The sequence below is a fragment of the Erwinia amylovora genome, assembly GCF_017161565.1.
GTDB classification, from domain to species: domain Bacteria; phylum Pseudomonadota; class Gammaproteobacteria; order Enterobacterales; family Enterobacteriaceae; genus Erwinia; species Erwinia amylovora.
Genome location: NZ_CP066796.1, coordinates 2,976,474 through 3,003,225, shown reverse-complemented (window position 1 = coordinate 3,003,225; position 26,752 = coordinate 2,976,474). Strand labels below are relative to the sequence as shown.

General features: G+C 56.3%; 22 protein-coding genes and 1 pseudogene. 22 read left to right on the top strand and 1 reads right to left on the bottom strand.

The genetic code is table 11. The features are described 5' to 3' along the window. The first annotated feature begins 770 nt into the window (after positions 1-770). The 19 genes and pseudogenes from ilvI to lpxC all read left to right on the top strand — a co-directional run bounded on the left by ilvI (position 771) and on the right by lpxC (position 22,480). Positions 771-2,495, top strand: coding sequence for an acetolactate synthase 3 large subunit (gene ilvI, locus JGC47_RS13750; RefSeq protein ID WP_004159728.1), 1,725 nt, complete (start codon positions 771-773; stop codon positions 2,493-2,495). Between the two features lie 2 nt (positions 2,496-2,497). Continuing rightward, a complete protein-coding gene (ilvN, locus tag JGC47_RS13745) occupies positions 2,498-2,989 on the top strand; it encodes an acetolactate synthase small subunit (protein ID WP_004159727.1) in 492 nt (163 codons plus the stop codon). 162 nt (positions 2,990-3,151) lie between these two features. Beyond that, positions 3,152-4,162: a catabolite repressor/activator gene (gene cra, locus JGC47_RS13740; protein WP_004159726.1), complete on the top strand. Its 1,011-nt coding sequence runs from the start codon at positions 3,152-3,154 to the stop codon at positions 4,160-4,162. A gap of 516 nt (positions 4,163-4,678) precedes the next feature. Further along, positions 4,679-5,137: a division/cell wall cluster transcriptional repressor MraZ gene (gene mraZ, locus JGC47_RS13735; RefSeq protein ID WP_013035865.1), complete on the top strand. Its 459-nt coding sequence runs from the start codon at positions 4,679-4,681 to the stop codon at positions 5,135-5,137. A gap of 2 nt (positions 5,138-5,139) precedes the next feature. Further along, entirely contained in the window at positions 5,140-6,078 is a 939-nt protein-coding gene (gene rsmH / locus JGC47_RS13730) for a 16S rRNA (cytosine(1402)-N(4))-methyltransferase RsmH (protein ID WP_004159722.1), read from the top strand. Next, the gene (gene ftsL / locus JGC47_RS13725) at positions 6,078-6,398 is read left to right on the top strand and encodes a cell division protein FtsL (protein ID WP_004159721.1); all 321 of its coding nucleotides are present in this window, start codon (positions 6,078-6,080) and stop codon (positions 6,396-6,398) included. Before rsmH ends, ftsL begins: the two co-directional genes overlap by 1 nt. Before the next feature lie 15 nt (positions 6,399-6,413). Further along, positions 6,414-8,186 carry a peptidoglycan glycosyltransferase FtsI gene (locus JGC47_RS13720; RefSeq protein ID WP_004159720.1) on the top strand — a complete coding sequence of 591 codons (1,773 nt, stop codon included), beginning with the start codon at positions 6,414-6,416 and terminating at the stop codon, positions 8,184-8,186. Then, positions 8,173-9,659: pseudogene (gene murE / locus JGC47_RS13715) on the top strand (UDP-N-acetylmuramoyl-L-alanyl-D-glutamate--2,6-diaminopimelate ligase). The gene JGC47_RS13720 and the pseudogene murE overlap by 14 nt, the downstream one beginning before the upstream one ends. Beyond that, complete coding sequence (gene murF / locus JGC47_RS13710; RefSeq protein ID WP_004159717.1) at positions 9,656-11,014, top strand: UDP-N-acetylmuramoyl-tripeptide--D-alanyl-D-alanine ligase; 1,359 nt, start codon at positions 9,656-9,658, stop codon at positions 11,012-11,014. The pseudogene murE and the gene murF overlap by 4 nt, the downstream one beginning before the upstream one ends. Further along, positions 11,008-12,090, top strand: coding sequence for a phospho-N-acetylmuramoyl-pentapeptide-transferase (mraY, locus tag JGC47_RS13705; RefSeq protein WP_004159716.1), 1,083 nt, complete (start codon positions 11,008-11,010; stop codon positions 12,088-12,090). Before murF ends, mraY begins: the two co-directional genes overlap by 7 nt. Positions 12,091-12,092: 2 nt before the next feature. Continuing rightward, complete coding sequence (gene murD / locus JGC47_RS13700; RefSeq protein WP_004159715.1) at positions 12,093-13,409, top strand: UDP-N-acetylmuramoyl-L-alanine--D-glutamate ligase; 1,317 nt, start codon at positions 12,093-12,095, stop codon at positions 13,407-13,409. Beyond that, positions 13,409-14,617, top strand: coding sequence for a cell division protein FtsW (gene ftsW, locus JGC47_RS13695; RefSeq protein WP_004159714.1), 1,209 nt, complete (start codon positions 13,409-13,411; stop codon positions 14,615-14,617). The genes murD and ftsW overlap by 1 nt, the downstream gene beginning before the upstream one ends. 3 nt (positions 14,618-14,620) lie before the next feature. Further along, on the top strand, positions 14,621-15,679 hold the full coding sequence (gene murG / locus JGC47_RS13690; RefSeq protein ID WP_004159713.1) for an undecaprenyldiphospho-muramoylpentapeptide beta-N-acetylglucosaminyltransferase: 1,059 nt from the start codon (positions 14,621-14,623) through the stop codon (positions 15,677-15,679). A gap of 72 nt (positions 15,680-15,751) precedes the next feature. Beyond that, positions 15,752-17,227 carry a UDP-N-acetylmuramate--L-alanine ligase gene (murC, locus tag JGC47_RS13685; protein ID WP_004159712.1) on the top strand — a complete coding sequence of 492 codons (1,476 nt, stop codon included), beginning with the start codon at positions 15,752-15,754 and terminating at the stop codon, positions 17,225-17,227. After that, on the top strand, positions 17,220-18,140 hold the full coding sequence (locus JGC47_RS13680) for a D-alanine--D-alanine ligase (protein ID WP_004159711.1): 921 nt from the start codon (positions 17,220-17,222) through the stop codon (positions 18,138-18,140). The genes murC and JGC47_RS13680 overlap by 8 nt, the downstream gene beginning before the upstream one ends. Before the next feature lies 1 nt (position 18,141). Beyond that, positions 18,142-18,981 (top strand): cell division protein FtsQ, encoded by an 840-nt coding sequence (ftsQ, locus tag JGC47_RS13675; RefSeq protein WP_004159710.1) that lies wholly within the window; start codon positions 18,142-18,144, stop codon positions 18,979-18,981. Beyond that, positions 18,978-20,234 carry a cell division protein FtsA gene (gene ftsA, locus JGC47_RS13670; protein ID WP_004159709.1) on the top strand — a complete coding sequence of 419 codons (1,257 nt, stop codon included), beginning with the start codon at positions 18,978-18,980 and terminating at the stop codon, positions 20,232-20,234. The genes ftsQ and ftsA overlap by 4 nt, the downstream gene beginning before the upstream one ends. Positions 20,235-20,306: 72 nt before the next feature. Next, positions 20,307-21,461, top strand: coding sequence for a cell division protein FtsZ (gene ftsZ, locus JGC47_RS13665; protein WP_004159708.1), 1,155 nt, complete (start codon positions 20,307-20,309; stop codon positions 21,459-21,461). Positions 21,462-21,562: 101 nt separating this feature from the next. After that, positions 21,563-22,480: a UDP-3-O-acyl-N-acetylglucosamine deacetylase gene (lpxC, locus tag JGC47_RS13660; protein WP_004163035.1), complete on the top strand. Its 918-nt coding sequence runs from the start codon at positions 21,563-21,565 to the stop codon at positions 22,478-22,480. A gap of 3 nt (positions 22,481-22,483) precedes the next feature. Here the strand turns inward: lpxC and JGC47_RS13655 are convergent, their stop codons facing one another. Continuing rightward, on the bottom strand, positions 22,484-22,999 hold the full coding sequence (locus JGC47_RS13655) for a DUF721 domain-containing protein (protein ID WP_004159705.1): 516 nt from the start codon (positions 22,997-22,999) through the stop codon (positions 22,484-22,486). Between the two features lie 22 nt (positions 23,000-23,021). Here JGC47_RS13655 and secM point away from each other — a divergent pair, with 22 nt between their 5' ends. From secM to JGC47_RS13640, 3 genes are all read left to right on the top strand, one after another. Then, positions 23,022-23,525 carry a secA translation cis-regulator SecM gene (gene secM / locus JGC47_RS13650; protein ID WP_004159704.1) on the top strand — a complete coding sequence of 168 codons (504 nt, stop codon included), beginning with the start codon at positions 23,022-23,024 and terminating at the stop codon, positions 23,523-23,525. Positions 23,526-23,596: 71 nt separating this feature from the next. After that, entirely contained in the window at positions 23,597-26,305 is a 2,709-nt protein-coding gene (secA, locus tag JGC47_RS13645; RefSeq protein ID WP_004159703.1) for a preprotein translocase subunit SecA, read from the top strand. 105 nt (positions 26,306-26,410) lie between these two features. Then, the gene (locus JGC47_RS13640) at positions 26,411-26,713 is read left to right on the top strand and encodes a hypothetical protein (protein WP_004159702.1); all 303 of its coding nucleotides are present in this window, start codon (positions 26,411-26,413) and stop codon (positions 26,711-26,713) included. Positions 26,714-26,752: the final 39 nt, after the last annotated feature.

The window sequence follows — 26,752 nt, the reverse complement described above, 5'->3', positions numbered from 1 at the left end:
GAATGCGTTTAGTAGTAGGCCGAAAAGGCGGTTGAAACGAATCATTGGCTCAAACCTTATAAATTCAAAGTGGCAATATTGATACCTGATAAAGGCTGGGGCTGTCAACTCAATCTGCCCGCACAATGAATGTGCTGTGGAGAAAACCATAAGGAAATTATTCTGGTGACGGGCCAGGCAACAGCAGAATAGCGAAAAAGGGTTGCCCGGCAGATAAATGGCGGTGCCCGTCATCGCTATGATTTGCGGGGTTTTTTTCTTTATCCTAATGATTTAAATTGGTTTATTTTTTATGGCTGCGCTATTTGCCCTGCTGGCAGCGCTAAATTCCCTGGATGAATATTCCACCTTTAATCTGAAAGTTAGCATATAAATCCAGAAATAAGCGCTGATTAGAACGGCTGACCGTTCTTTAACCGTGATGAAGAATTTATAACAAAACGATTGCGCTGAAAAATAACGCTGTAGCAGTACATTCCGCTTTTATAACGCTTTATTCTTAGTGTTATTGCCGCTGGCTGGGGGATGAGGCAGAGCCTTAGCACCCTTTTTCCGCGCCCGCACCAGGGTTTGCCGTTTGCCTGTCAACTTTTCTACGGTTATGGTATTTGCCATAACCTCAACACTGGGGCTTCGCCCCGTACCCAGATTGCGGAAATGATTTCCAAAATCTCAGCATAAACAGGTTTTGACCTTGTCCGTCGCCGGTAGAAAGCGCATGAATGCCGTCAGCGACCGACAAATCAGCACCTTAAAGCCTGGAGGCAAAAATGGAGATGTTGTCAGGAGCCGAGATGGTGGTCCGATCGTTAATCGATCAGGGCGTAAAACATGTATTCGGCTACCCCGGCGGAGCGGTTCTTGATATTTATGACGCTCTGCAAACCGTTGGCGGCGTTGATCATATCCTGGTGCGCCACGAGCAGGGCGCGGTGCATATGGCAGATGGCTATGCCCGTGCCACCGGCGATGTCGGCGTGGTGCTGGTCACCTCCGGCCCCGGTGCGACCAATGCGATTACCGGAATCGCTACCGCGTATATGGATTCAATTCCTATGGTGGTGTTGTCTGGCCAGGTGATGTCCTCGCTGATTGGTTACGATGCCTTCCAGGAGTGCGATATGGTGGGGATCTCGCGCCCGGTGGTTAAACACAGCTTTATGGTGAAACGGGTAGAAGATATCCCCACCGTGATGAAGAAAGCGTTCTGGCTGGCCGCCAGCGGCCGTCCCGGGCCGGTGGTGGTCGATTTGCCAAAAGATATGATGAATCCGGCGAATAAGCTGCCGTACGTTTGGCCGGATGAAGTCAGTATGCGCTCCTATAACCCGACGACGCAGGGACATAAAGGCCAAATCAAGCGCGCGTTGCAGACCTTGCTGGCAGCGAAAAACCCGGTGATTTATGCCGGAGGCGGGGTGATCAATGCCGCCTGTCATGACGAGCTGCGCCAGCTGGCGGAAATGCTGAATGTGCCGGTCACCACTTCCCTGATGGGGCTGGGGGCGTTCCCCGGCACCCACCGCCAGTGCGTAGGCATGCTGGGAATGCACGGCACCTATGAAGCCAACATGACCATGCATCACTCCGACGTTATCTTTGCCGTTGGCGTGCGTTTTGACGACCGTACCACCAATAATCTGGCCAAGTATTGCCCGAACGCCACCGTGCTGCATATCGATATTGATCCGACGTCGATTTCGAAAACCATCGCTGCGGATGTGCCGATCGTGGGTGATGCCAGACAGGTTCTGCAACAGATGCTGGAACTGCTGGCGCAGAATGAAGCCCGGCAAGACTTTGACGCGCTGCGCGACTGGTGGCAGAGCATCGAACAGTGGCGCTCACGTCAGTGCCTGGCGTTCGATCGCTGCAGCGACAAGATCAAACCCCAAGCGGTTATCGAAACCATTTGCCGCCTGACGCATGGCGACGCCTATGTCACCTCCGATGTCGGACAGCATCAGATGTTCGCCGCGCTCTACTATTCGTTTGACAAACCACGCCGCTGGATCAACTCGGGCGGTCTTGGCACCATGGGCTTCGGCCTGCCGGCGGCCCTCGGGGTGAAACTGGCTTTGCCCGAAGAAACGGTGGTGTGCGTAACCGGAGACGGCAGTATTCAGATGAATATTCAGGAGCTGTCCACCGCGTTGCAGTACGGCATTCCGGTACTGGTGCTGAACCTGAATAACCGGGTGCTGGGCATGGTTAAGCAGTGGCAGGACATGATTTACTCCGGTCGCCACTCGCAATCTTATATGGAATCGCTGCCTGATTTTGTGCGCCTGGCGGAAGCTTACGGTCATGTGGGGATCTCAGTGACCCGTCCCGACGAGCTGGAGTCAAAACTGGCGCAGGCGCTGGAACAGTTAGCGAATAATCGCCTGGTGTTTGTCGATGTTAACGTTGATGGCAGCGAACACGTCTACCCGATGCATATTCGCGGTGGCGGCATGGACGAAATGTGGCTGAGCAAAACGGAGAGGACTTAATTATGCGTCGTGTATTATCGGTTCTGCTGGAAAATGAATCCGGCGCATTATCCCGCGTGGTGGGGCTGTTTTCCCAGCGCGGCTACAACATTGAAAGCCTGACCGTGGCACCAACGGACGATCCAACATTGTCACGCATGACCATCCAGACCGTGGGTGACGAGAAGGTGATTGAGCAGATTGAGAAGCAGCTGCATAAGCTGGTGGATGTGCTGCGCGTTAGCGAGCTTGGCCAGGGCGCTTACGTCGAGCGCGAAATCATGCTGGTGAAGATTCAGGCCAGTGGTTATGGCCGTGAAGAGGTGAAACGCAGCGCGGAAATTTTCCGTGGACAGATCGTCGACGTCACGCCATCGCTTTATACGGTTCAGCTGGCTGGCACCAGCGAAAAACTGGACGCATTCCTTAATACCGTGCGTGAAGTAGCGGAGATCGTTGAAGTGGCGAGATCTGGCCTCGTTGGCGTTGCGCGCGGCGATCGTATCATGCGTTAATTTCCTGTAGTGATTGTCAGGATTGTCAGCTAACCCGGCGTAATGTCGGGTTTTTTTATTTTTACAATAAAGCCGGGATTGCTGAACGAAAGCGGTTGCTCGCCACACTTTTCTGCGGTTAGATGTTACGAATTCTAATCCATAGAAAAGTATGGGGTTATTGTGAAACTGGATGAAATTGCGCGCCTTGCAGGGGTTTCGCGAACCACGGCCAGCTATGTCATTAATGGCAAAGCCAGGCAGTATCGCGTCAGTGATAAAACCGTCGAGAAGGTCATGGCGGTGGTGCGCGAGCACAACTACCACCCTAACGCCGTAGCAGCAGGATTGCGCGCTGGCCGCACGCGTTCTATAGGACTGGTTATTCCCGACCTGGAGAATACCAGCTACACGCGAATTGCGAATTATCTTGAACGGCAGGCGCGTCAGCGTGGTTATCAATTGCTGATCGCCTGTTCAGAGGATCAGCCCGATAATGAAATGCGCTGCGTGGAGCACCTGCTGCAACGCCAAGTAGATGCCATTATCGTTTCCACATCATTACCGCCAGAACATCCGTTCTATCAGCGCTGGATTAACGACCCGCTGCCAATTATCGCGCTCGATCGCGCGTTGGATCGTGAACATTTTACCAGCGTGGTCGGTGCGGACCAGGAAGACGCGCAGGCGCTGGCCGCAGAACTGCGCAAGCTGCCGGCGAAGTCCGTGCTGTTTATGGGCGCGCTGCCGGAGCTGTCCGTCAGTTTTCTGCGGGAGCTGGGTTTTCGCGATGCCTGGAAAGGTGATGAACGTCAGCCGGACTTTATTTACGCTAACAGCTTTGAGCGCAGTGCGGCAGCGGCGCTATTCGAAAACTATCTCGCTACGCATGATATGCCGGAAGCGCTGTTTACCACCTCCTTCGGGCTGCTGCAGGGGGTAATGGATGTTACACTGCGCCGCGAAGGGCGCTTGCCGCAGAATCTGGCGATTGCCACTTTTGGCGATCATGAGTTGCTTGATTTCCTGGAATGCCCGGTGCTGTCGGTCGGGCAGAAGCATCGCGATGTGGCAGAACGTGTGCTTGAGCTGGTGCTGGCCAGCCTTGACGAACCGCGTAAGCCCAAGGTAGGGCTGACGCGTATTCGCCGTAACCTTTACCGGCGCGGTCGTTTAAATCGTAAAACAAATTAAATATTTTGGCGGCGTAAGCTGCCCGTTACTTTTCCGGCATTGTTTAATTTACGCGCTTCACCACGCCCGGTGAAGGTTAAAGTCATTAAATCTGCATGCTGACTTTGCGCGTAAATAAAAGTAAAAAAAAGAATTCACCGCAGCATCTCATTATAATTGCTGGCTTTAGTATATATTCTGCCAGCACGCCTGCTGACGCGCCGTGAAAATATTAAGAACTTGCTTAAAATGTTGTCCTGCCCGCAAAGCGTACAGCTTATTTTCTGCCGGTGATAACTGGTATATTTTTGAGCAGTCGTACGGTGCGTGGAAAATTCCTGACATTATTCATCAGCTTATTTTGAAATTGATGTTATTGCGTCGGGTTTTTAACTTGCATGAGTTTTATTTCGCGCAGAAATATTACGAATCGACCGATACTGCGGCTTGACAATGTTTTCCTCCGCTCCGTACACTCTTTTGTGGGAAAATGTGGAGTAAAGTGGTGAAATCGGGTGGATGATGAGTGAGGCTGGCATGTTCCGTGGGGCAACGTTAGTCAATCTCGACGGTAAAGGCCGGCTTGCCGTGCCAACGCGCTATCGCGACATGCTGATCGAGGGATCTCAGGGGCAAATGGTGTGCACCATTGACCTGCATCAACCTTGCCTGCTGCTTTATCCCCTCCCGGAATGGGAAATCATTGAACAAAAGCTGTCTCGCCTGTCCAGCATGAACCCTGCCGAGCGCCGTGTACAACGACTGCTGTTGGGGCATGCCAGTGAATGCCAGATGGATAATGCAGGTCGCATACTGCTGGCGAGTACGCTGCGTCAACATGCGAGCCTGAGCAAAGAAGTGATGCTGGTTGGGCAGTTTAATAAATTTGAACTGTGGGATGAACAGACCTGGTATCAACAAGTCAAGGAAGATATAGACGCGGAACAGTCTTCTCAGCAGCCGCTGTCTGAGCGGTTACAGGATTTGTCATTATAACTATGCAGGATACTTATAAACATACCACGGTGTTGTTAGACGAGGCGGTAAACGCTCTCAATATCAAGCCTGACGGCATCTACATTGATGGCACCTTTGGGCGCGGGGGGCATTCGCGCCTGATCCTTTCTCAGCTTGGCGAGCACGGTCGTCTGTACGCCATTGACCGCGATCCCCAGGCCATTGCTGCTGCCGCTGACATTACCGACCCGCGTTTCACCATTATTCATGGCCCGTTTTCCGCGTTGGCAGAATACGCCGAACAACGCGGGCTGACGGGTAAAATTGACGGCATTCTGCTGGATCTTGGCGTTTCTTCCCCGCAGCTGGATGACGCCGAACGCGGCTTTTCCTTTATGCGTGACGGACCGCTGGATATGCGTATGGATCCTACGCGCGGCCAATCGGCGGCGGAATGGCTGCTGAAAGCGGAAGAGAGCGATATCACTTTTGTGCTGAAGACCTTCGGTGAAGAACGTTTTGCCAGGCGCATTGCGCGCGCCATCGTAGAGCGCAATCGCCAGCAGCCGATGACGCGTACCAAAGAACTGGCTGATGTGATCTACGCCGCCACCCCGGTCAAAGACAAATTCAAACATCCGGCAACGCGCAGCTTCCAGGCGATTCGCATCTGGGTTAACAGCGAGCTGGAAGAGATTGAACAGGCGCTGAAAGGGGCGCTTAGCGCGCTGGCGGCTGGCGGCCGCCTGTCCATCATCAGTTTCCATTCCTTGGAAGATCGTATCGTGAAGCGTTTTATGCGCGAGCAAAGCCGCGGACCGCAGGTTCCACACGGTTTGCCGATGACGGAAGCGCAGCTCAGTAGTCTGGGTGGGCGTCAGCTCAAAGCGCTGGGGAAAATGATGCCTGGCGAAAGCGAAGTCGCTGATAACCCGCGCGCGCGCAGTTCCGTGCTGCGCATCGCAGAGCGTACCGCCTGATGATCGGCAACGAACGTCATAGCTTACCGGGGGTAATCGGCGGAGACCTGATACGCCATGGCAAGATCCCCGTTGTTCTGTTCATCGCGGTGCTGATTTCTGCCCTGTTTGTTGTGACTACCGCGCATAAAACGCGGTTGCTCACCGCCCAGCGCGAGCAGCTGGTGCTGGAACGCGATGCGCTGGATATTGAATGGCGCAACCTGATCCTTGAAGAGAATGCCCTCGGCGATCACAGCCGGGTTGAGCGTATCGCCACGGAGAAAATACAGATGCAGCATGTTGATCCTTCGCAGGAAAATATTGTGGTTCACAACTAAGGACATACGGACTGGATGAGAACCGCAAAAAAAACGCCGAAGCAGAAAGCGAAACGCATGGAAGATCAGGCCAGCTTTGTCAGCTGGCGTTTTGCGTTGCTGTGTGGCTGCATTTTTCTCGCACTGGTCGGCTTGCTGCTGCGGGTAGCGTATTTACAGGTGATCAATCCTGACCGGCTGGTGCGTGAAGGCGACATGCGTTCACTGCGCGTGCAGGCGATCCCCACATCGCGCGGTATGATCAGCGATCGCGCGGGCCGCCCGCTGGCGGTCAGCGTGCCGGTGAATGCCATCTGGGCCGATCCGAAAGAGCTGCACGACAAGGGCGGGATTACGCCAGACAGCCGCTGGAAAGCGCTGTCAGACGCGCTCTCGATCCCGCTCGACCAGCTGGCGGCGCGGGTCAACGCCAATCCCAACGGTCGCTTCGTCTATCTGGCGCGCCAGGTCAACCCGGCAATTGGTGACTACATCAAGAAGTTGAAACTGCCGGGCATCTTTCTGCGCGAGGAATCACGCCGCTATTATCCCGCCGGGCAGGTCACGTCTCATCTGATCGGCTTTACCAACATTGACGGGCAGGGCATTGAAGGCGTTGAGAAAAGCTTCGATAAATGGCTGACCGGGCAGCCTGGCGAACGTACGGTGCGAAAAGACCGTTTCGGTCGCGTGATTGAAGATATTTCTTCGGTGGACAGCCGGGCGGCACACAACCTGGCGTTAAGTATTGATGAACGCCTGCAGGCGCAGGTGTACCGCGAACTCAATAATGCGGTCGCTTTTAATAAGGCGGAATCAGGCACGGCGGTGCTGCTGGATATTAATACCGGTGAAGTGCTGGCGATGGCCAACAGCCCGGCCTACAACCCAAATAATCTGAGCGGGACCACCAAAGACGTGATGCGTAACCGCGCCATTACCGACATGTTTGAGCCCGGCTCAACGGTGAAGCCAATGGTGGTCATGACCGCTCTCCAGCGCGGCGTCGTCCATGAAAGTAGCGTACTGAATACCGTTCCTTTCCGGATTAACGGCCACGAAATCAGAGACGTGGCGCGGTATAACGAACTGACCCTGACCGGGGTGCTACAGAAATCGTCCAACGTTGGCGTGTCGCGTCTGGCGTTAGCGATGCCTTCCAACGCGTTGGTGGATACCTACACGCGTTTTGGCTTAGGTAAAGCGACCAATTTAGGGTTAGTGGGAGAAAGCAGCGGCCTGTACCCGCAAAAACAACGCTGGGCAGACATTGAAAGAGCCACCTTCTCTTTCGGCTATGGGCTGATGGTTACGCCGCTACAGCTGGCGCGAGTCTATGCGACAATGGGCAGCTATGGCATTTATCGCCCGCTGTCGATTACCAAAGTTGACCCGCCGGTAGCGGGGCAGCGCGTCTTCCCTGAACCGCTGGTACGCACGGTGCTGCACATGATGGAAAGCGTTGCCTTGCCCGGCGGCGGCGGCGTCAAAGCTGCCATTAAAGGCTATCGTATTGCGATCAAAACCGGTACCGCCAAGAAGGTGGGGCCAGACGGCAAATTCGTTAACCGTTACATTGCTTATACCGCCGGCGTTGCCCCGGCCAGCAAACCGCGTTTTGCGCTGGTGGTGGTGATAAACGATCCTCAGTCGGGCAAATATTACGGCGGAGCGGTATCCGCGCCGGTGTTTGGTGCCATCATGGGCGGCGTATTGCGCACCATGAACATTGAACCGGATGCGTTACCCACTTCGGACAAGAACGAGATGGTAACTAACAAGAATGAGGGACTCAGTGACAGATCGTAACCTGCGTGACTTACTGGCTCCGTGGGTGCCTGGCGCACCGGAGCGCGCACTGCGCGAAATGACGCTGGACAGCCGCACGGCGGCGTCGGGCGATCTGTTTGTGGCGATTAAGGGCCACGCGGCAGACGGGCGGCGTTTTATTCCCCAGGCGATTGCTCAGGGCGTTGCGGCGGTGATTGCCGAAGCGGAAGGCGCCGCTAATGACGGCCAGATCGTCGAGATGCACGGCGTCCCGGTGATTTATCTGGCGCAGCTTTCTCAACGCCTGTCGGCGCTTGCCGGGCGCTTCCATCAACAGCCAGGCGCGAAGCTTAAGCTGATTGGCGTCACCGGCACCAATGGCAAAACAACCACTACCCAACTGTTGGCGCAGTGGGCGCAGCTGCTGGGTGAAACCGGCGCGGTGATGGGCACGGTCGGCAACGGCCTGTACGGTCAGCTGGCCCCGGCGGAAAACACCACCGGTTCTGCGGTGGACGTGCAGCATGTGCTGGCATCGCTGGTGGACAAAGGCGCCAGCCTGGCGGCGATGGAAATCTCTTCGCACGGTTTGGTACAGCACCGCGTAGCTGCGCTGCCGTTTGCGGCGGCGGCTTTTACCAATCTCAGCCGCGATCACCTCGACTATCACGGTGATATGGCGCGTTATGAATCCGCCAAGTGGCTGCTGTTTACCGAACATCAGGTCGGGCAGGCCATCATTAATGCCGACGATGAAGTCGGACGCCGCTGGCTGCAAAAACTGCCGGACGCGGTGGCCGTGACCATGGAAAATAATCTCCAGCCGGGCTGTCATGGCCGCTGGCTGAAAGCGACAAAGGTGGATTACCACGACCGCGGTGCCGGGGTGCAGTTTGCCTCCAGCTGGGGGACGGCCATATTGACAGCCGCCTGATGGGGGCGTTCAACGTCAGCAATCTGCTGGTGGCGTTGGCAACGCTGCTGTCTCTGGATTATCCGCTGTCTGCATTAACGGCAACCGCCAGCCAGCTGCAGCCTGTTATCGGGCGTATGGAAGTTTTCAGCGCACCGGGCAAGCCGACGGTGGTGGTGGATTATGCCCATACTCCCGATGCGCTGGAAAAAGCGTTGGCGGCGGCACGCCTGCACTGTAAAGGGCGGCTGTGGTGTCTGTTTGGCTGCGGAGGAGACCGCGATAAAGGCAAACGCCCGCTGATGGGAGCGATTGCCGAGCAGTTTGCTGATGTGGTGGTGATCACCAACGACAATCCGCGCGGTGAAGAGCCGGCGGCGATTGTCGGCGACATACTGAGCGGCCTGCTTGATGCCGGGCGCGCCCGGGTGATCCCTGGGCGTGCGCAAGCGGTCACTAACACCGTGATGCAGGCGCAGCAGGGCGATATTGTGCTGGTTGCCGGGAAAGGCCATGAAGATTACCAGATTATCGGTCATCAGCGTTTCGATTACTCAGACCGGGATACGGTCGCACGTCTGCTGGGGGTACTGGCATGATCTCCGTGACGTTACAGCAGGTTGCACAGCTAACCGGCGGTACCCTGCACGGCGATGACAGGGCGATTGCGGATGTGACCACCGATACGCGTAAAGCGGCGGAGGGAAGCCTGTTTATCGCCCTGAAGGGCGAGCGTTTTGATGCCCATGACTTTGTCGCTGATGCCATCACCGCCGGCTGTTCAGCTCTGTTAGTAAGTAAGCGCTTACCAGTAGAGTTACCTCAGGTGGTGGTCGCCGATACGCGGATTGCGCTGGGTCAACTGGCGGCATGGGTGCGCCAGCAGTCCAATGCCCGAATCGTTGCGCTCACCGGTTCTTCCGGCAAAACCTCGGTAAAAGAGATGACCGCTGCCATTCTGCGTGAGTGCGGCGAGACGCTTTATACCACAGGCAATTTCAACAACGATATTGGCGTGCCGCTGACGCTGTTGCGCCTGAAGCCTGAACATCGCTATGCGGTGATTGAACTGGGGGCTAACCACCAGGGAGAAATTGCTTACACCAGCGGGCTGGTGCGCCCGGAAAGCGCATTGGTCAATAACCTTGCCGCGGCGCATCTGGAAGGCTTCGGTTCTCTGGCAGGCGTGGCGAAAGCGAAGGGCGAGATTTTTAGCGGCTTGCCGCTCAATGGCACGGCGATTATCAACAGCGACAGCAACGACTGGCCGCACTGGCAGCAGGCGCTGCACGCTAAAACCGTCTGGCGCTTCTCACCGGAGCAGGCTGACAGCGACTTTTATGCCGCCAACGTCACTATCAGCGCGCAGGGAACGCATTTTACCCTGCATTCCCCGCTGGGTGACGTGGATGTCATCCTGCCGCTGCCGGGGCGACATAACATCGCCAATGCACTGGCGGCCAGCGCGCTGGCGCTTTCGGTGGGTGCGCCGCTCAGTGCGGTGCGTCAGGGGCTAAGTACGCTGAAAGCAGTGCCGGGGCGTCTGTTCCCGCTGGCGCTCAGTGCGGACAAACTGCTGCTGGACGACAGCTATAACGCCAACGTCGGTTCCATGACCGCCGCCGCGCAGGTGCTGGCCGGGATGCCCGGCTACCGCGTGATGATCGTCGGTGATATGGCGGAAATGGGGGCAGAAGCCGCCGAATGCCACCGCCAGGTGGGCAACGCCATTCGCCATGCCGGCATCGATAAAGTATTAAGCACCGGTTCACTCAGCCACGGAATTTCCGATGCCAGCGGCGTGGGTGAGCACTTCGCTGATAAAGCGGCGCTCGGCGTGCGGGCACTTGAGCTACTGGCACAACATCAACATATCACCTTGTTAGTTAAGGGTTCACGCAGTGCCTCAATGGAACAGGTAGTGCAAATTTTACAGGAGAAAGGCGCATGTTAGTCTGGCTGGCCGAGCATCTGGTCACTTTTTATTCCGGCTTTAACGTCTTTTCGTATTTGACGTTTCGCGCCATTGTCAGCCTGCTGACCGCACTGTTTATCTCTCTGTGGATGGGGCCGCGTATGATTGCCCGACTGCAAGAGATGTCCTTTGGTCAGGTGGTGCGTAACGACGGCCCGGAGTCGCACTTCAGCAAGCGCGGTACGCCAACGATGGGGGGGATCATGATCCTGACCTCGATCACCGTTTCAGTGCTGCTGTGGGCCTATCCCTCAAACCCGTACGTCTGGTGCGTGCTGTTTGTGCTGGTGGGTTACGGCATCGTTGGCTTTGTTGATGACTACCGTAAAGTGGTACGCAAAGATACCAAAGGGTTGATTGCGCGCTGGAAGTACTTCTGGCAGTCGGCGATTGCGCTGGTTGTCGCTTTCGCCATGTACATGATTGGCAAAGGTACGCCGGCTACCGAGCTGGTGGTGCCGTTCTTAAAAGACGTGATGCCGCAACTTGGCTTGCTGTATCTGCTGCTGGCCTACTTTGTCATTGTTGGCACCAGCAATGCGGTGAATCTGACCGACGGTCTTGATGGCCTGGCCATTATGCCAACGGTGTTTGTCGCCGCGGGATTCGCGCTGGTGGCCTGGGCTACAGGTAACGTGAAGTTTGCCGAATATCTGCATATCCCCTATCTGCGTCATGCCGGTGAACTGGTGATTGTCTGCACCGCAATTGTCGGTGCCGGTTTAGGCTTCCTGTGGTTCAACACCTATCCAGCCCAGGTCTTTATGGGTGACGTCGGCTCACTGGCGCTGGGCGGCGCGCTGGGTACCATCGCCGTGCTGCTGCGCCAGGAGTTTCTGCTGGTGATCATGGGCGGGGTGTTTGTGGTAGAAACACTGTCGGTGATCCTGCAGGTGGGTTCCTTCAAACTACGCGGCCAGCGTATTTTCCGTATGGCTCCTATTCACCATCATTATGAATTGAAGGGCTGGCCGGAGCCGCGCGTCATCGTCCGCTTCTGGATTATTTCGCTGATGCTGGTGCTGATTGGCCTGGCAACGCTGAAGGTACGATAACTATGGCTGACTATCAGGGTAAAAAAGTGGTCATTATCGGGCTGGGGCTGACCGGCCTGTCCTGTATTGATTTCTTTATCGCGCGCGGCGTTGTGCCACGCATGATAGATACCCGTGTCGTGCCGCCGGGGCTGGAAAAGCTGCCGAAAAACGTTGAATGCTGGTTGGGGTCGTTCAACGACAAATGGCTGCTGGATGCCGATCTGATCGTTGCCAGCCCCGGTGTGGCGCTGGCGCATCCTTCGCTGATGGCTGCGGCGATCGCCGGGGTGGAAATCATCGGTGATGTTGAGCTGTTTTGTCGTGAAGCGCAGGCACCGATTGTGGCAATCACCGGTTCCAACGGCAAAAGCACCGTGACAACTTTAGTTGGCGAGATGGCACAAGCCGCGGGCTGGCAGGTTGGCGTGGGCGGCAATATCGGCCTGCCCGTGCTAACGCTGTTACAACAGCCCGCGCAGCTTTATGTGCTGGAGCTGTCGAGCTTTCAGCTGGAAACCACCCGCAGTCTGCATGCGGCGGCGGCGACCATCCTCAACGTGACTGAGGATCATATGGATCGCTACCCGCTTGGCATGCAGCAATATCGTGCGGCCAAGCTGCGCATTTATGAAAACGCCACGGTCTGCGTGGTCAATGCCGATGATGCGATGACCATACCGGTGCGCGGTGCGGATGCGCGCTGTCTCAGTTTTGGTGCCGACGTCGGCGATTATCATCTCACGCGCCAGCAGGGCAGTACCTGGCTGCGCGTGCAGGGCGAAAAAGTCCTGAATACCGACGAGATGCACCTGGTCGGGCAGCACAACTACACCAATGCGCTGGCCGCGCTGGCGCTGGCAGATGCGGTTGGCCTGCCGCGAGCTTCCAGCCTGACAGCACTAACCACCTTTAAGGGCTTAGCGCATCGCTTCCAGCTGGTTCATGAACATAACGGCGTGCGCTGGATCAACGATTCCAAAGCCACTAACGTCGGCAGCACCGAAGCGGCGCTGAATGGTTTGCATCCCGCTGGCATTTTATGGCTGCTGCTGGGCGGTGACGGCAAGTCGGCTGATTTCAGTCCTCTTACCCGATATCTGCAGGGCGACCGCATCCGAATTTACTGTTTCGGTCGTGATGGTGCTGAACTGGCGGCATTGCGCCCGGAGATCGCGGTACAGACAGAAACGATGGCCGCAGCGGTGCGGCAGATTGCCACGCGGGTGCAGCCGGGCGACATGGTACTGTTATCGCCAGCCTGTGCCAGCCTTGACCAGTTTAAAAACTTCGAGCAGCGCGGCGATCAGTTTGCCCAACTGGCGCGGGAGGTTAACTGATGCGTATACCAGGCATCAGCCTTGCCGGCGGTCTTTCAGATCGCCTGAGATCCTGGGTCATGGGTTCGCGCGAAAGTGATACCAGCTCAATGGTGCTGTATGACCGTACGCTGCTGTGGCTGACGTTCGGTTTGGCGATTATTGGTTTTGTCATGGTGACATCGGCATCGATGCCGGTCGGCCAGCGTTTGTCCGCCGATCCGTTCTATTTTGCCAAGCGCGATGCGTTCTACCTGCTGTTGGCGCTGGGGATGGCGCTGGTCACGCTGCGCATTCCAATGGATTTTTGGCAGCGCTACAGCAATATCATGCTGCTGGCGACGGTGGTGATGCTGCTGGTGGTGCTGGTGGTGGGCAGTTCGGTTAACGGGGCATCGCGCTGGATCGCGCTCGGCCCGCTGCGCATCCAGCCCGCGGAGCTGTCCAAGCTGTCACTGTTCTGCTATCTCGCCAGCTATCTGGTGCGCAAAGTTGAAGAAGTGCGCAACAACTTCTGGGGTTTCTGCAAGCCGATGGGCGTGATGGTGGTGCTGGCGGTACTGCTGCTGGCACAGCCGGATCTGGGAACGGTGGTGGTGCTGTTTGTCACCACGCTGGCCATGCTGTTCCTCGCCGGGGCCAAGTTATGGCAGTTCCTGGCGATTATCGGCTCCGGTATTTTCGCCGTTTGCCTGCTGATTGTGGCTGAACCTTATCGTATGCGCCGCGTGACCTCATTCTGGAACCCGTGGGAAGATCCGTTTGGCAGTGGTTACCAGTTGACCCAGTCGCTGATGGCTTTCGGGCGTGGTGAATTATGGGGCCAGGGGCTGGGCAACTCGGTGCAAAAGCTGGAGTATCTGCCCGAAGCCCATACTGATTTTATCTTCTCGATTATCGGCGAGGAGCTGGGTTATATCGGTGTGGTTTTAGCGTTGTTAATGGTATTCTTCGTCGCTTTTCGCGCGATGTCCATTGGCCGACGCGCACTGGAACTCAATCAGCGTTTTTCCGGGTTTCTTGCCTGTTCTATTGGCGTCTGGTTTAGCTTCCAGGCACTGGTCAACGTAGGAGCCGCAGCGGGCATGTTACCGACCAAAGGGCTGACGTTGCCGCTGATCAGCTACGGGGGGTCGAGTCTGATTATTATGTCGACCGCCATCGTATTTTTGTTACGCATAGATTATGAAACGCGTCTGGCAAAAGCCCAGGCGTTTACGCGAGGGTAGTCGATGAGTGGAAAGCGACTGATGGTGATGGCTGGCGGAACCGGCGGGCACGTTTTCCCCGGGCTGGCGGTAGCACGCCATCTGATGGCGCAAGGCTGGCAGGTGCGCTGGCTTGGTACCGCTGACCGGATGGAAGCGGATTTAGTGCCGAAACACGGCATCGACATTGAATTTATCCGCATCAGCGGGCTGCGCGGCAAAGGCATCAAAGCGTTACTGGCCGCCCCGCTGCGTATTTTTAACGCCTGGCGTCAGGCGCGGGCCATTATGAAGGCCTGGAAGCCGGACGTGGTGCTCGGCATGGGCGGCTACGTTTCCGGCCCGGGCGGCCTGGCCGCGTGGAGCTGCGGTATTCCGGTGGTGCTGCATGAACAAAACGGCATTGCCGGATTAACCAACAAATGGCTGGCAAAAATTGCCACGAAAGTGATGCAGGCGTTTCCGGGGGCATTTGTCGATGCGGACGTTGTCGGCAATCCGGTGCGTACTGACGTGCTGGCGTTACCGTTACCGCGCGAACGCTTAAGCGGGCGTGAAGGCCCGACCAGGGTACTGGTCATCGGCGGTAGCCAGGGCGCACGCGTGCTGAATCAGGTGGCGCCCCAGGTGGCGGCTAAGCTCGGCGACAGCATCAGCCTGTGGCATCAGGTCGGTAAGGGGGCGCTGGACGAGGTGAATCAGCTCTATATTAAGGTGAACCAGACGCAACATCGGGTGTCGGAGTTCATCGACGATATGGCAAGCGCCTACGCCTGGGCTGATGTGGTGCTGTGCCGATCGGGTGCGCTGACCGTCAGCGAGGTAGCCGCCGCCGGGCTGCCGGCGATTTTTGTGCCATTCCAGCATAAGGATCGCCAACAGTACTGGAATGCTTTGCCGCTGCAGCAGGCCGGCGCCGCGGTGATATACGAACAGCCGCAGTTTACCGCCGAGGCGGTCGCTGCGACGCTGACTGGCTGGGATCGGCCCACGCTGCTGGCGATGGCTGAAAAAGCGCGGGCGGTGGCCATCCCGGATGCGACAGCGCGCGTTGCTGCTGAAGTTTGCAAGGCGGCGCGCTAAAGATACTTTACGTGGGGCAGATAAGCCCGCCCCGGAACAAAAGGTGTGATATCACACCGGCAGGCAGAAGAGATGAATCCACAACAACTGGCAAAACTGCGTTCTATCGTGCCCGAGATGCGTCGCGTCCGGCACATCCATTTCGTTGGCATCGGTGGTGCCGGCATGGGCGGTATTGCCGAAGTGTTAGCCAATGAAGGTTATGAGATCAGCGGTTCCGACCTGGCTCCTAACGCCGTAACCCGGCATCTGAGCGCGCTGGGCGCCACGATTTATTTTAATCATCGCCCGGAAAACGTCAGCGATGCCAGCGTGGTGGTGGTATCAACCGCCGTCTCACAGGACAACCCGGAAGTGGTTGCCGCGCGTGAAGCGCGTATTCCGGTGATCCGCCGTGCCGAGATGCTGGCTGAACTGATGCGCTTCCGTCATGGTATTGCCGTGGCCGGTACGCATGGCAAAACCACCACCACCGCGATGGTGTCGAGCATTTACGCCGAAGGGGGCCTCGATCCCACCTTCGTCAATGGCGGGCTGGTGAAAGCGGCGGGAACCCATGCGCGCCTGGGAAGCAGCCGTTATCTGATAGCGGAGGCGGATGAGAGCGATGCGTCGTTCCTCCATCTGCAGCCGATGGTGGCGATTGTCACTAATATCGAAGCCGATCATATGGATACCTACCACGGCGACTTCGAAAATTTAAAGCAAACCTTTATTAACTTTTTGCACAATCTGCCGTTTTACGGTCGTGCGGTACTCTGTGTTGATGATGCGGTGATCCGCGATCTGATCCCACGTGTGGGACGCCAGATCACCACCTACGGCTTCAGCGACGACGCCGACGTGCGCGTTGAGAACTACCAGCAGCTGGGGGCGCAGGGGCACTTTACCCTGGTGCGCCATGACAAGCCGCTGATGCAGGTCACGCTCAACGCGCCGGGACGTCATAACGCGCTGAATGCCGCCGCAGCGGTGGCGGTGGCCACCGAAGAGAATATCGAAGATGAAGACATTCTCAACGCGTTGGAGAGCTTCCAGGGCACCGGACGGCGCTTTGACTTTCTCGGCGAATATCCGCTGGCGCCAGTGAACGGCAGCGCCGGTACGGCGATGCTGGTTGACGATTATGGCCATCATCCAACGGAAGTGGACGTCACCATTAAGGCGGCGCGGGCTGGCTGGCCAGATAAAAATCTGGTGATGATTTTCCAGCCGCACCGCTATACCCGTACGCGCGATCTGTATGACGATTTCGCTAACGTGCTGTCGCAGGTAGACGTGCTGCTGATGCTGGATGTCTATTCTGCCGGTGAGTCACCGATAGCGGGCGCGGACAGCCGTGCGCTGTGCCGCACCATCCGCGGTCGCGGCAAGGTGGATCCGATTCTGGTCTCCGACCACGATGCGGTGCTGGAAATGCTGTTGCCTAAGTTAACCGGCAACGATCTGATTTTGGTTCAGGGTGCCGGAAACGTCGGACGTATTGCCCGCACCCTGGCAGAGGTTAAATTACAGTTAAAGACCCACAGTGAGGATCATCATGGCTGAGAAAGTAGCGGTATTGCTGGGTGGAACCTCCGCAGAGCGTGATGTTTCGCTGTTGTCCGGCACTGCGGTCCTGAAAGGGCTGCAGGAAGCAGGCATTGATGCATATCCGGTAGACATTCGTGATTTTCCGGTGACGCGCCTGAAAGAAGAGGGCTTCGAAAAAGCTTTCATCGCGCTGCACGGGCGCGGTGGTGAAGATGGCACCTTACAGGGCGTACTGGAGTTTCTGAACATCCCTTATACCGGCAGCGGCGTGATGGCCTCGGCGATCACCATGGACAAACTGCGCAGCAAATATTTGTGGCAGGGCTGTGGGCTGCCGGTATCGCCCTTTGTGGCGCTGACCCGTGCACAGATGGATGCCGGATTGGATGCACAGGTGATGGCCAGTATCGACGCGCTGGGGTTACCGCTGTTCGTCAAACCCAGCCGTGAAGGCTCCAGCGTCGGTATTTCACGCGTGAATCAGGCGTCAGAGTTACAGGCTGCGCTGGAAGAGGCGTTCCGTTTTGACCACGAAGTGCTGGTAGAAGCGTTTCTTAGCGGCCCGGAGTACACCGTGGGCGTACTGGGCACAGACATTCTGCCCTCCATCCGTATTCAGACCGCCAGTGAATTCTATGACTACGATGCTAAATACTTTTCTGACGAGACTCAATATTTCTGCCCGTCAGGACTGAGCGCCGATCAGGAAGCGGAATTACGCGAACTGACCATTTCGGCATGGAATGCGCTCGGTTGCAGCGGCTGGGGCCGCGTAGATGTGATGATGGGGGGCGACGGGCGTTTTTACCTGCTGGAGGTTAACACCTCCCCGGGGATGACCAGCCACAGCCTGGTGCCGATGGCGGCAAAACAGGCCGGTATGAGTTTTTCGCAGCTGGTAGCACGCATTCTGGAACTGGCCGACTGATATGTCTCAGGCAGCTCTGAATGTTCGTCAGCGTGAAGCGCAGGAAAAAGCGCGCACCGGGCGCAGCAACGGCTCACGGCTTGCCGGGATCGTCTTTCTGCTGATGGTGATAGGCGTGATGCTGGCGGGCGGGTTGGTGGTACTGAAGTGGATGAACGATGCCTCACGGCTGCCGCTGTCGAGGCTGGTGGTCACCGGGCAGAAGCACTTCACCACTAATGATGATATTCGTCAGGCCATTTTATCGCTTGGCGAGCCGGGCACATTTATGGCGCAGGATGTCAATATTATCCAGCAGCAGATCGAGCGCCTGTCGTGGATCCAGCAGGTTAGCGTACGCAAGCAGTGGCCGGACGAATTGAAAATCCATCTGGTTGAGTATGTTCCGGTTGCGCGTTGGAACGATGTGCATCTGGTTGATGCGGACGGTAAATCATTCAGCGTTCCCACCAGTCATATCGGCAAGGAGAGCATGCCGATGTTATATGGGCCAGAGGGGAGTGAGTCAGAGGTGCTGGCTGGCTTTCGTCAGATGAGCGATGCGCTGGCCGTCAGCAAACTGAAAGTGAAAGCGGCATCCATGACCGCACGGCGTTCATGGCAGCTGGTGTTAGAGGACGATATCCGTCTGGAGTTAGGGCGTAACGACGATATGAAGCGGCTGCAGCGCTTTATCGCCTTATTCCCAACCCTGCAACAGCAGGCGCAGGCGGAGAATAAACGTGTTACCTATGTAGACCTGCGTTACGACTCTGGCGCGGCAGTAGGGTGGAAGACGGCTCCCGTGGCGGCCGCTGACGATAATCAGCAACAGAATCAGGCACAGGTTAAACAACAATGATCAAGTCGACGGACAGAAAACTGGTAGTTGGACTCGAGATAGGTACGGCTAAAGTTGCCGCCCTGGTAGGAGAAGTGCTGCCTGATGGCATGGTCAATATCATCGGGGCGGGCAGCTGCCCGTCGCGCGGTATGGACAAAGGCGGCGTCAACGATCTGGAATCGGTGGTGAAATGCGTGCAGCGCGCCATCGACCAGGCAGAACTGATGGCGGACTGCCAGATTTCCTCAGTTTACCTTGCATTATCCGGTAAACATATCAGTTGCCAGAACGAAATAGGGATGGTTCCTATTTCCGAAGAAGAAGTAACCCAGGAAGATGTGGAAAATGTGGTACATACGGCTAAATCCGTCCGTGTGCGCGATGAACACCGCATCCTTCATGTGATCCCGCAGGAATATGCGATCGATTACCAGGAAGGCATTAAAAACCCGGTCGGCTTATCCGGCGTGCGTATGCAGGCGAAAGTCCACCTGATCACCTGTCATAACGACATGGCGAAGAACATCGTCAAAGCGGTAGAGCGCTGTGGTCTCAAGGTGGATCAATTGATTTTTGCCGGTCTGGCATCTAGCTTTGCAGTATTGACGGAAGATGAGCGCGAGCTGGGCGTCTGCGTGGTGGATGTCGGCGGAGGGACGATGGATATTGCCGTTTATACCGGCGGCGCATTGCGCCATAGCAAGGTGATCCCGTATGCGGGTAACGTCGTAACCAGCGATATAGCCTATGCTTTTGGTACGCCACCTACTGACGCGGAAGCGATCAAAGTGCGTCATGGCTGTGCGCTTGGCTCTATCGTCGGTAAAGACGAAAATGTCGAAGTGCCCAGCGTGGGCGGCCGGCCTCCGCGCAGCCTGCAGCGCCAGACGCTGGCGGAAGTCATTGAACCGCGCTACGCCGAGCTGCTTAACCTGGTCAACGATGAGATCCTGCAATTGCAGGAACAGCTGCGCCAGCAGGGCGTTAAACACCACCTTGCCGCCGGTATCGTTCTGACCGGCGGCGCGGCGCAAATTGAAGGACTGGCGGCGTGCGCCCAGCGCGTATTCCATACCCAGGTGCGTATCGGGCAGCCGCTGAACATTACCGGATTAACGGATTATGCGCAGGAGCCGTATTACTCAACGGCGGTTGGCTTACTGCATTACGGCAAAGAATCTCACCTTAATGGCGAAGCCGATATAGAAAAAAGAGCCTCAGTCGGTAACTGGTTCAAGAAAATCAACAGCTGGCTGAGAAAAGAGTTTTAATTTTTACCAAAGGGGATCATGCTATATGCACTTAGTGATCTCCAGGCGAACGGCACATAACGGAGAGAAATTATGTTTGAACCAATGGAACTAACCAATGACGCGGTGATTAAAGTCATCGGCGTCGGTGGCGGCGGCGGTAACGCTGTAGAGCATATGGTGCGTGAACGTATCGAAGGTGTTGAGTTCTTCGCGGTAAACACCGATGCTCAGGCGTTGCGCAAAACGGCTGTGGGACAGACCATTCAGATCGGTAACGGCATCACTAAAGGCCTCGGCGCGGGCGCCAACCCGGAAGTCGGCCGCAACTCGGCAGAAGAAGACCGTGAAGCATTGCGTCAGGCGCTGGAAGGTGCAGACATGGTGTTTATCGCCGCAGGTATGGGCGGCGGTACCGGTACCGGTGCTGCGCCGGTCGTCGCGGAAGTGGCAAAAGATCTGGGTATTCTGACCGTTGCGGTGGTCACTAAACCGTTCAACTTCGAAGGCAAAAAACGCATGGCCTTTGCTGAACAGGGTATCGCCGAGCTGTCCAAGCATGTTGATTCCCTGATCACCATTCCTAACGACAAGCTGCTGAAAGTGCTGGGCCGCGGAATTTCTTTGCTGGACGCATTCGGTGCCGCTAACGATGTGCTGAAAGGCGCCGTGCAGGGTATCGCTGAACTGATTACCCGTCCGGGCCTGATGAACGTTGACTTCGCCGACGTGCGCACCGTGATGTCCGAAATGGGCTACGCCATGATGGGTTCTGGCGTGGCCTGTGGTGAGGACCGTGCGGAAGAGGCGGCTGAAATGGCTATCTCCAGCCCGTTACTGGAAGATATCGATCTCTCCGGTGCGCGTGGTGTGCTGGTTAACATCACCGCCGGTTTCGATCTGCGTCTGGATGAGTTTGAAACCGTGGGTAACACCATCCGTGCATTCGCCTCGGACAATGCGACCGTGGTGATCGGTACCTCTCTGGACCCAGAGATGAACGATGAGCTGCGCGTGACCGTCGTTGCCACCGGTATCGGCATGGATAAACGCCCGGAAATCACCCTGGTCACCAACAAACAGCCTGCTCAGCCGGTGATGGATCATCGTTACCAGCAGCACGGCATGTCCCCGCTGCCGCAGGAACAGAAACCTGCTGCGAAAGTGGTCAACGAGCCGGGTACACAACCAAACAAAGAGCCAGACTATCTGGATATTCCGGCCTTCTTGCGTAAGCAGGCAGATTAAGAATGTCCTGAAATTGGGTTGCTCCGCTCTTTGTGTTAAAATACTATCCTGTCAGTAGCATATTCTGACGGCAGTATTTCTAATTATTGCGAGATAACGAGATGATCAAACAACGGACATTAAAACGTATTGTTCAGACGACTGGCGTCGGGTTACATACCGGCAAAAAAGTCACGCTGACATTACGCCCGGCGTCGGCTAATACCGGGGTCATCTATCGCCGCACTGACTTGAATCCCCCGGTTGACTTCCCGGCTGATGCTAAATCCGTACGTGATACCATGCTGTGTACCTGCCTGGTCAACGAGCATGATGTACGGATTTCAACAGTCGAGCACCTCAACGCTGCCCTTGCCAGCCTCGGTATTGATAATATCGTGGTTGAAGTGAACGCGCCTGAAATCCCGATTATGGATGGCAGCGCGGCACCCTTTATCTATCTGCTGATGGATGCCGGCATCGAAGAACTCAACAGCGCCAAGAAGTTTGTGCGCATCAGGCAGCCTGTCCGGGTTGAAGATGGCGACAAATGGGCCGAGTTTTCGCCGCATAATGGTTTCTCACTGGATTTCACCATTGATTTTAACCATCCGGCGATTGACGCCAGCACGCAGCGCTACCGCATGGACTTCTCTGCTGAAGCCTTTGCGCGTCAGATCAGCCGTGCCCGTACATTCGGCTTCATGCGCGATATCGAAGCGCTGCAGTCCCGCGGCCTGTGCCTGGGTGGCAGCTTTGACTGTGCCATCGTGGTCGATGACTATCGCGTGTTAAACGAAGACGGTCTGCGCTTTGAAGATGAGTTTGTTCGTCACAAAATGCTGGACGCCATCGGTGACCTGTATATGTGCGGTCACAACATCATTGGTGCGTTTACCGCTTACAAATCCGGCCATGCGCTGAACAATAAGCTGTTACAGGCAGTTCTGGCTAAGCAGGAAGCGTGGGAATGGGCCACATTTGAAGATGAAGCGGCACTGCCGGTGACCTTCAAAGCACCTAATCTGGTCCTGGCATAAGCACTATTTATTACGACTGGTTGAGTTGGCACTCTCTCCGGCCAGCGAGGCCAGTCGTTCTAAAACATTTTTCAGTTTTTCCGGGCTTCGGCTCGCTACTCCGCGTAAAACCTCCGCGCTTTGTTCACTAAGCTGTCTTAAAGGCGGTTTATCTTCTTTTGCCAGCCGAGTGCTGCTTTCTTGCACAGTTTGCTGACCTTTTGCCGCCAACGATGGATTTATCCTGATGTCGATCGACGTCAATGATGGTAATATTTGCGCTCGTAAAGCTGACAGCAAACTGGATTGCTCATAGCGTAAGCGCATCATCCAGTTGGCGTTGGCCGTTTCGATCACCAGAATGCCCTGACGGAAATTGGCCACGCGGCACCAGGGATGCAGCTGTGCGGGGATCGCTCCCTGAACAGCGCGATTCAGCTTGTTCAGCGCGATGGCGCGCTGCTGCACATGTTGCAGCACGCTCTGTTCCTGAGCCTGATCGAAGAAACTTTCAATAGATTGTGGGCGACTATCGCGCATAGATAAGCTCCGGCGGAACACAGTGATCGGTATTCTAAATCGTTGGCGACAATTTGGCAGACGCTATTTCTGGCCGCATCTCCTGTTGGGGATGGTCGCGGCGAGTTTTGGTTTGCCCCAGGCGTCAGCACACGATCGCATTACCTTAGCAGAAACCTCGTCACGAAGCCTGAATATTGGCAGCGCTACGCGTATTGACCGTCTGGTCATGCAACAGGATGGCGTGCGTCGGTCCTCGTTCAGCGTGGATTACTGGCATCAGCATGCGATCCGCACGGTGATCCGCCATCTCTCATTTTCTCTTACGCCTTCTGTTTCACCGGTGGCCGCAGCCGCCCCGCTGGAAGCGCATAAGCTGGCGCTGCTGGAAACGTTAAACACCCTGTTGACGCGCGAAGCCAGGCCGCCGGTAATTATTCGCCATACCACCCGGCGCCCGATCACCGTCTCCACGCACCATCACATCGGCCTGTGGCTGGCCCAGGTTTGCGGCATTCGCGCCGGGCCGTCCACGCGACTTCGTTAACAGACGCGTCTTTTCAAATCAAATATTAAGTGCTTACTGCCTGTGGCAGTGACTGAGAGAAATTATTAACCATGTTAATCAAACTATTAACCAAAGTCTTTGGTAGCAGCAATGACCGTACTCTGCGCCGCATGCGTAAAGTAGTAGAGCAAATCAATAAAATGGAAGCGGATTTCGTCAAGCTGTCCGACGACGAGCTGAAAGCGAAAACCGTTGAGTTCCGTGCGCGTCTGGAGAAAGACGAAGAGCTGGAAAGCCTGATCCCGGAAGCATTTGCCACCGTGCGCGAAGCCAGTAAGCGCGTATTCGGCATGCGTCACTTCGATGTGCAGCTGCTGGGCGGCATGGTGCTGAACGATCGCTGTATTGCCGAGATGCGCACCGGTGAAGGTAAAACCCTGACGGCCACGCTGCCTGCTTACCTTAACGCGCTGTCCGGCAAAGGGGTTCACGTTGTTACGGTTAATGACTATCTGGCCCAGCGCGACGCGGAAAACAACCGCCCGCTGTTCGAATTCCTTGGCCTGAGCATCGGCATTAACCTGCCGGGCATGCCGGCACCGGCCAAGCGTGAAGCCTATGCGGCAGATATCACTTACGGCACTAACAACGAGTATGGTTTTGACTATCTGCGCGATAACATGGCTTTCAGCCCGGAAGAGCGCGTACAGCGTAAGCTGAACTATGCGCTGGTGGATGAGGTCGATTCGATCCTGATCGACGAAGCGCGTACGCCGCTGATTATCTCCGGCCCTGCCGAAGACAGCTCAGAGTTGTATATCAAGGTTAACAAAATCATCCCCAACCTGATCCGTCAGGAAAAAGAAGATTCCGACAGCTTCCAGGGAGAAGGTCACTTCTCGGTGGATGAAAAGGCGCGTCAGGTGCACCTGACCGAGCGCGGGCTGGTTGCCGTTGAAGAGCTGATGGTCAGCGAAGGGATCATGGCCGAGGGCGAATCGCTCTACTCGCCGGGCAACATCATGATGATGCACCATGTGACCGCCGCGCTGCGCGCCCATGTGCTGTTTACCCGTGACGTTGATTACATCGTCAAAGAGGGCGAGGTGATCATTGTTGATGAGCACACCGGCCGTACCATGCAGGGTCGTCGCTGGTCTGACGGCTTGCACCAGGCGGTGGAAGCCAAAGAGGGCGTGGAGATCCAGAACGAGAACCAGACGCTGGCCTCTATCACCTTCCAGAATTACTTCCGTTTGTACAACAAACTGGCCGGGATGACCGGTACGGCGGATACCGAAGCCTTCGAATTCAGCTCCATTTATAAGCTGGACACCATCGTTATCCCGACTAACCGTCCAATGGTGCGTAAAGATCTGTCCGATCTGGTCTATATGACCGAAATGGAGAAGATCGGCGCGATTATTGAAGACATCCGTGAGCGTACCGCAAACGGCCAGCCGGTGCTGGTCGGCACCATTTCGATTGAGAAATCTGAACTGGTGTCGCGTGAACTGACCCGCGCCGGTATTAAGCACGAGGTGCTGAACGCCAAATTCCACGCGCGTGAAGCTGACATTGTTGCCCAGGCGGGCCAGCCGGGCGCGGTGACCATTGCCACCAACATGGCGGGTCGTGGTACGGACATCGTGCTGGGCGGCAGCTGGCAGGCAGAGATTGCCGCGCTGGGAGAAGACGCCAGCGCTGAACAGATTGAAGCGATTAAAGCCGCGTGGAAAATTCGCCACGATGCGGTACTGGCCTCCGGCGGTTTGCATATCATCGGTACTGAACGCCATGAATCACGCCGTATTGATAACCAGCTGCGCGGCCGTTCGGGCCGCCAGGGGGACCAGGGCTCTTCCCGCTTCTATCTGTCGATGGAAGATGCGTTGATGCGCATTTTCGCCTCGGATCGCGTCACCAATATGATGCGCAAGCTGGGGATGAAGCCAGGCGAAGCGATCGAGCACCCGTGGGTGACCAAAGCGATTGCCAACGCCCAGCGTAAAGTCGAGAGCCGCAACTTTGACATCCGTAAACAGCTGCTGGAATACGATGATGTGGCTAACGATCAGCGCCGGGCCATCTACTCGCAGCGTAACGAACTGCTGGACGTTTCGGATGTGTCAGACACCATCGCCAGCATTCGCGAAGACGTCTACAAAACCACCATCGATAGCTATATTCCGCCGCAGTCGATGGAAGAGATGTGGGACATCGCGGGCTTGCAGGAGCGCTTAAGCAATGACTTCGACCTGACATTGCCGATTGACGAATGGCTGGTTGCAGAACCCAATCTGCATGAAGAGACGCTGCGTGAGCGCATCATGCAGCAGGCGCAGGAGCAGTATCAGCGTAAAGAAGAAGTGGTTGGCGCGGAGATGATGCGCAACTTCGAGAAGGGCGTGATGTTACAAACCCTCGACTCGCTGTGGAAAGAGCACCTCGCGGCGATGGACTATCTGCGTCAGGGGATCCATCTGCGTGGCTACGCGCAGAAAGATCCGAAGCAGGAGTACAAGCGTGAATCCTTCGCCATGTTTGCTGCGATGCTGGAATCACTGAAATATGAAGTGGTCAGCACCCTGAGCAAGGTACAGGTGCGGATGCCGGAAGAAGTGGAGCAGATGGAAGAGCAGCGCCGCCAGGAGTCCGAACGCCTGGCGCAGCAGCAGCAGCTTAGCCATGTGGACGCCGATACCGAAGCAGCGCAGTCGCTGGCTGAACAGAGCGGAGAGCGCAAAGTTGGGCGTAACGACCCTTGTCCGTGCGGTTCGGGTAAAAAATATAAGCAGTGCCACGGTCGCCTGGCGTAACAACGCCAGCCTGGCAGCACAGAGGGGACGAGCCTGGCTCGTCCCTTTTTTTATCGCTAAACCGCTGACGGTCACTCATCTTGACCTGCCGGCTCCCGCCCGTCGATGCACCTGCATCACTCATCCCGCTTTGCTCTGCCGCCCGGTTTGTATCGCGATGAGTCAAAAGCTTGTTATCAGATAGCACTGCCCTTGATGGCTGCATGGCTGGCGGGTTATCAGCGGGCGGACAGGCTGCCAGCCGCCCTTGATCGTCACAGCCTGGCAAGCGACGATAACATCGCGTCAGTATGGCATGTCACCCTCCTGATGCAGGCCGTGACACGGGTTTGTACCAACAACAGCGGCAGACAGCATTCCCCGTCAGGTGCAGATGGTCGCAGTAGAGGGGTTAAGGCGGTCAACTGAGTGAGTTCAGCGCGGCTAAGCTGGCGGTGTCACCACGCA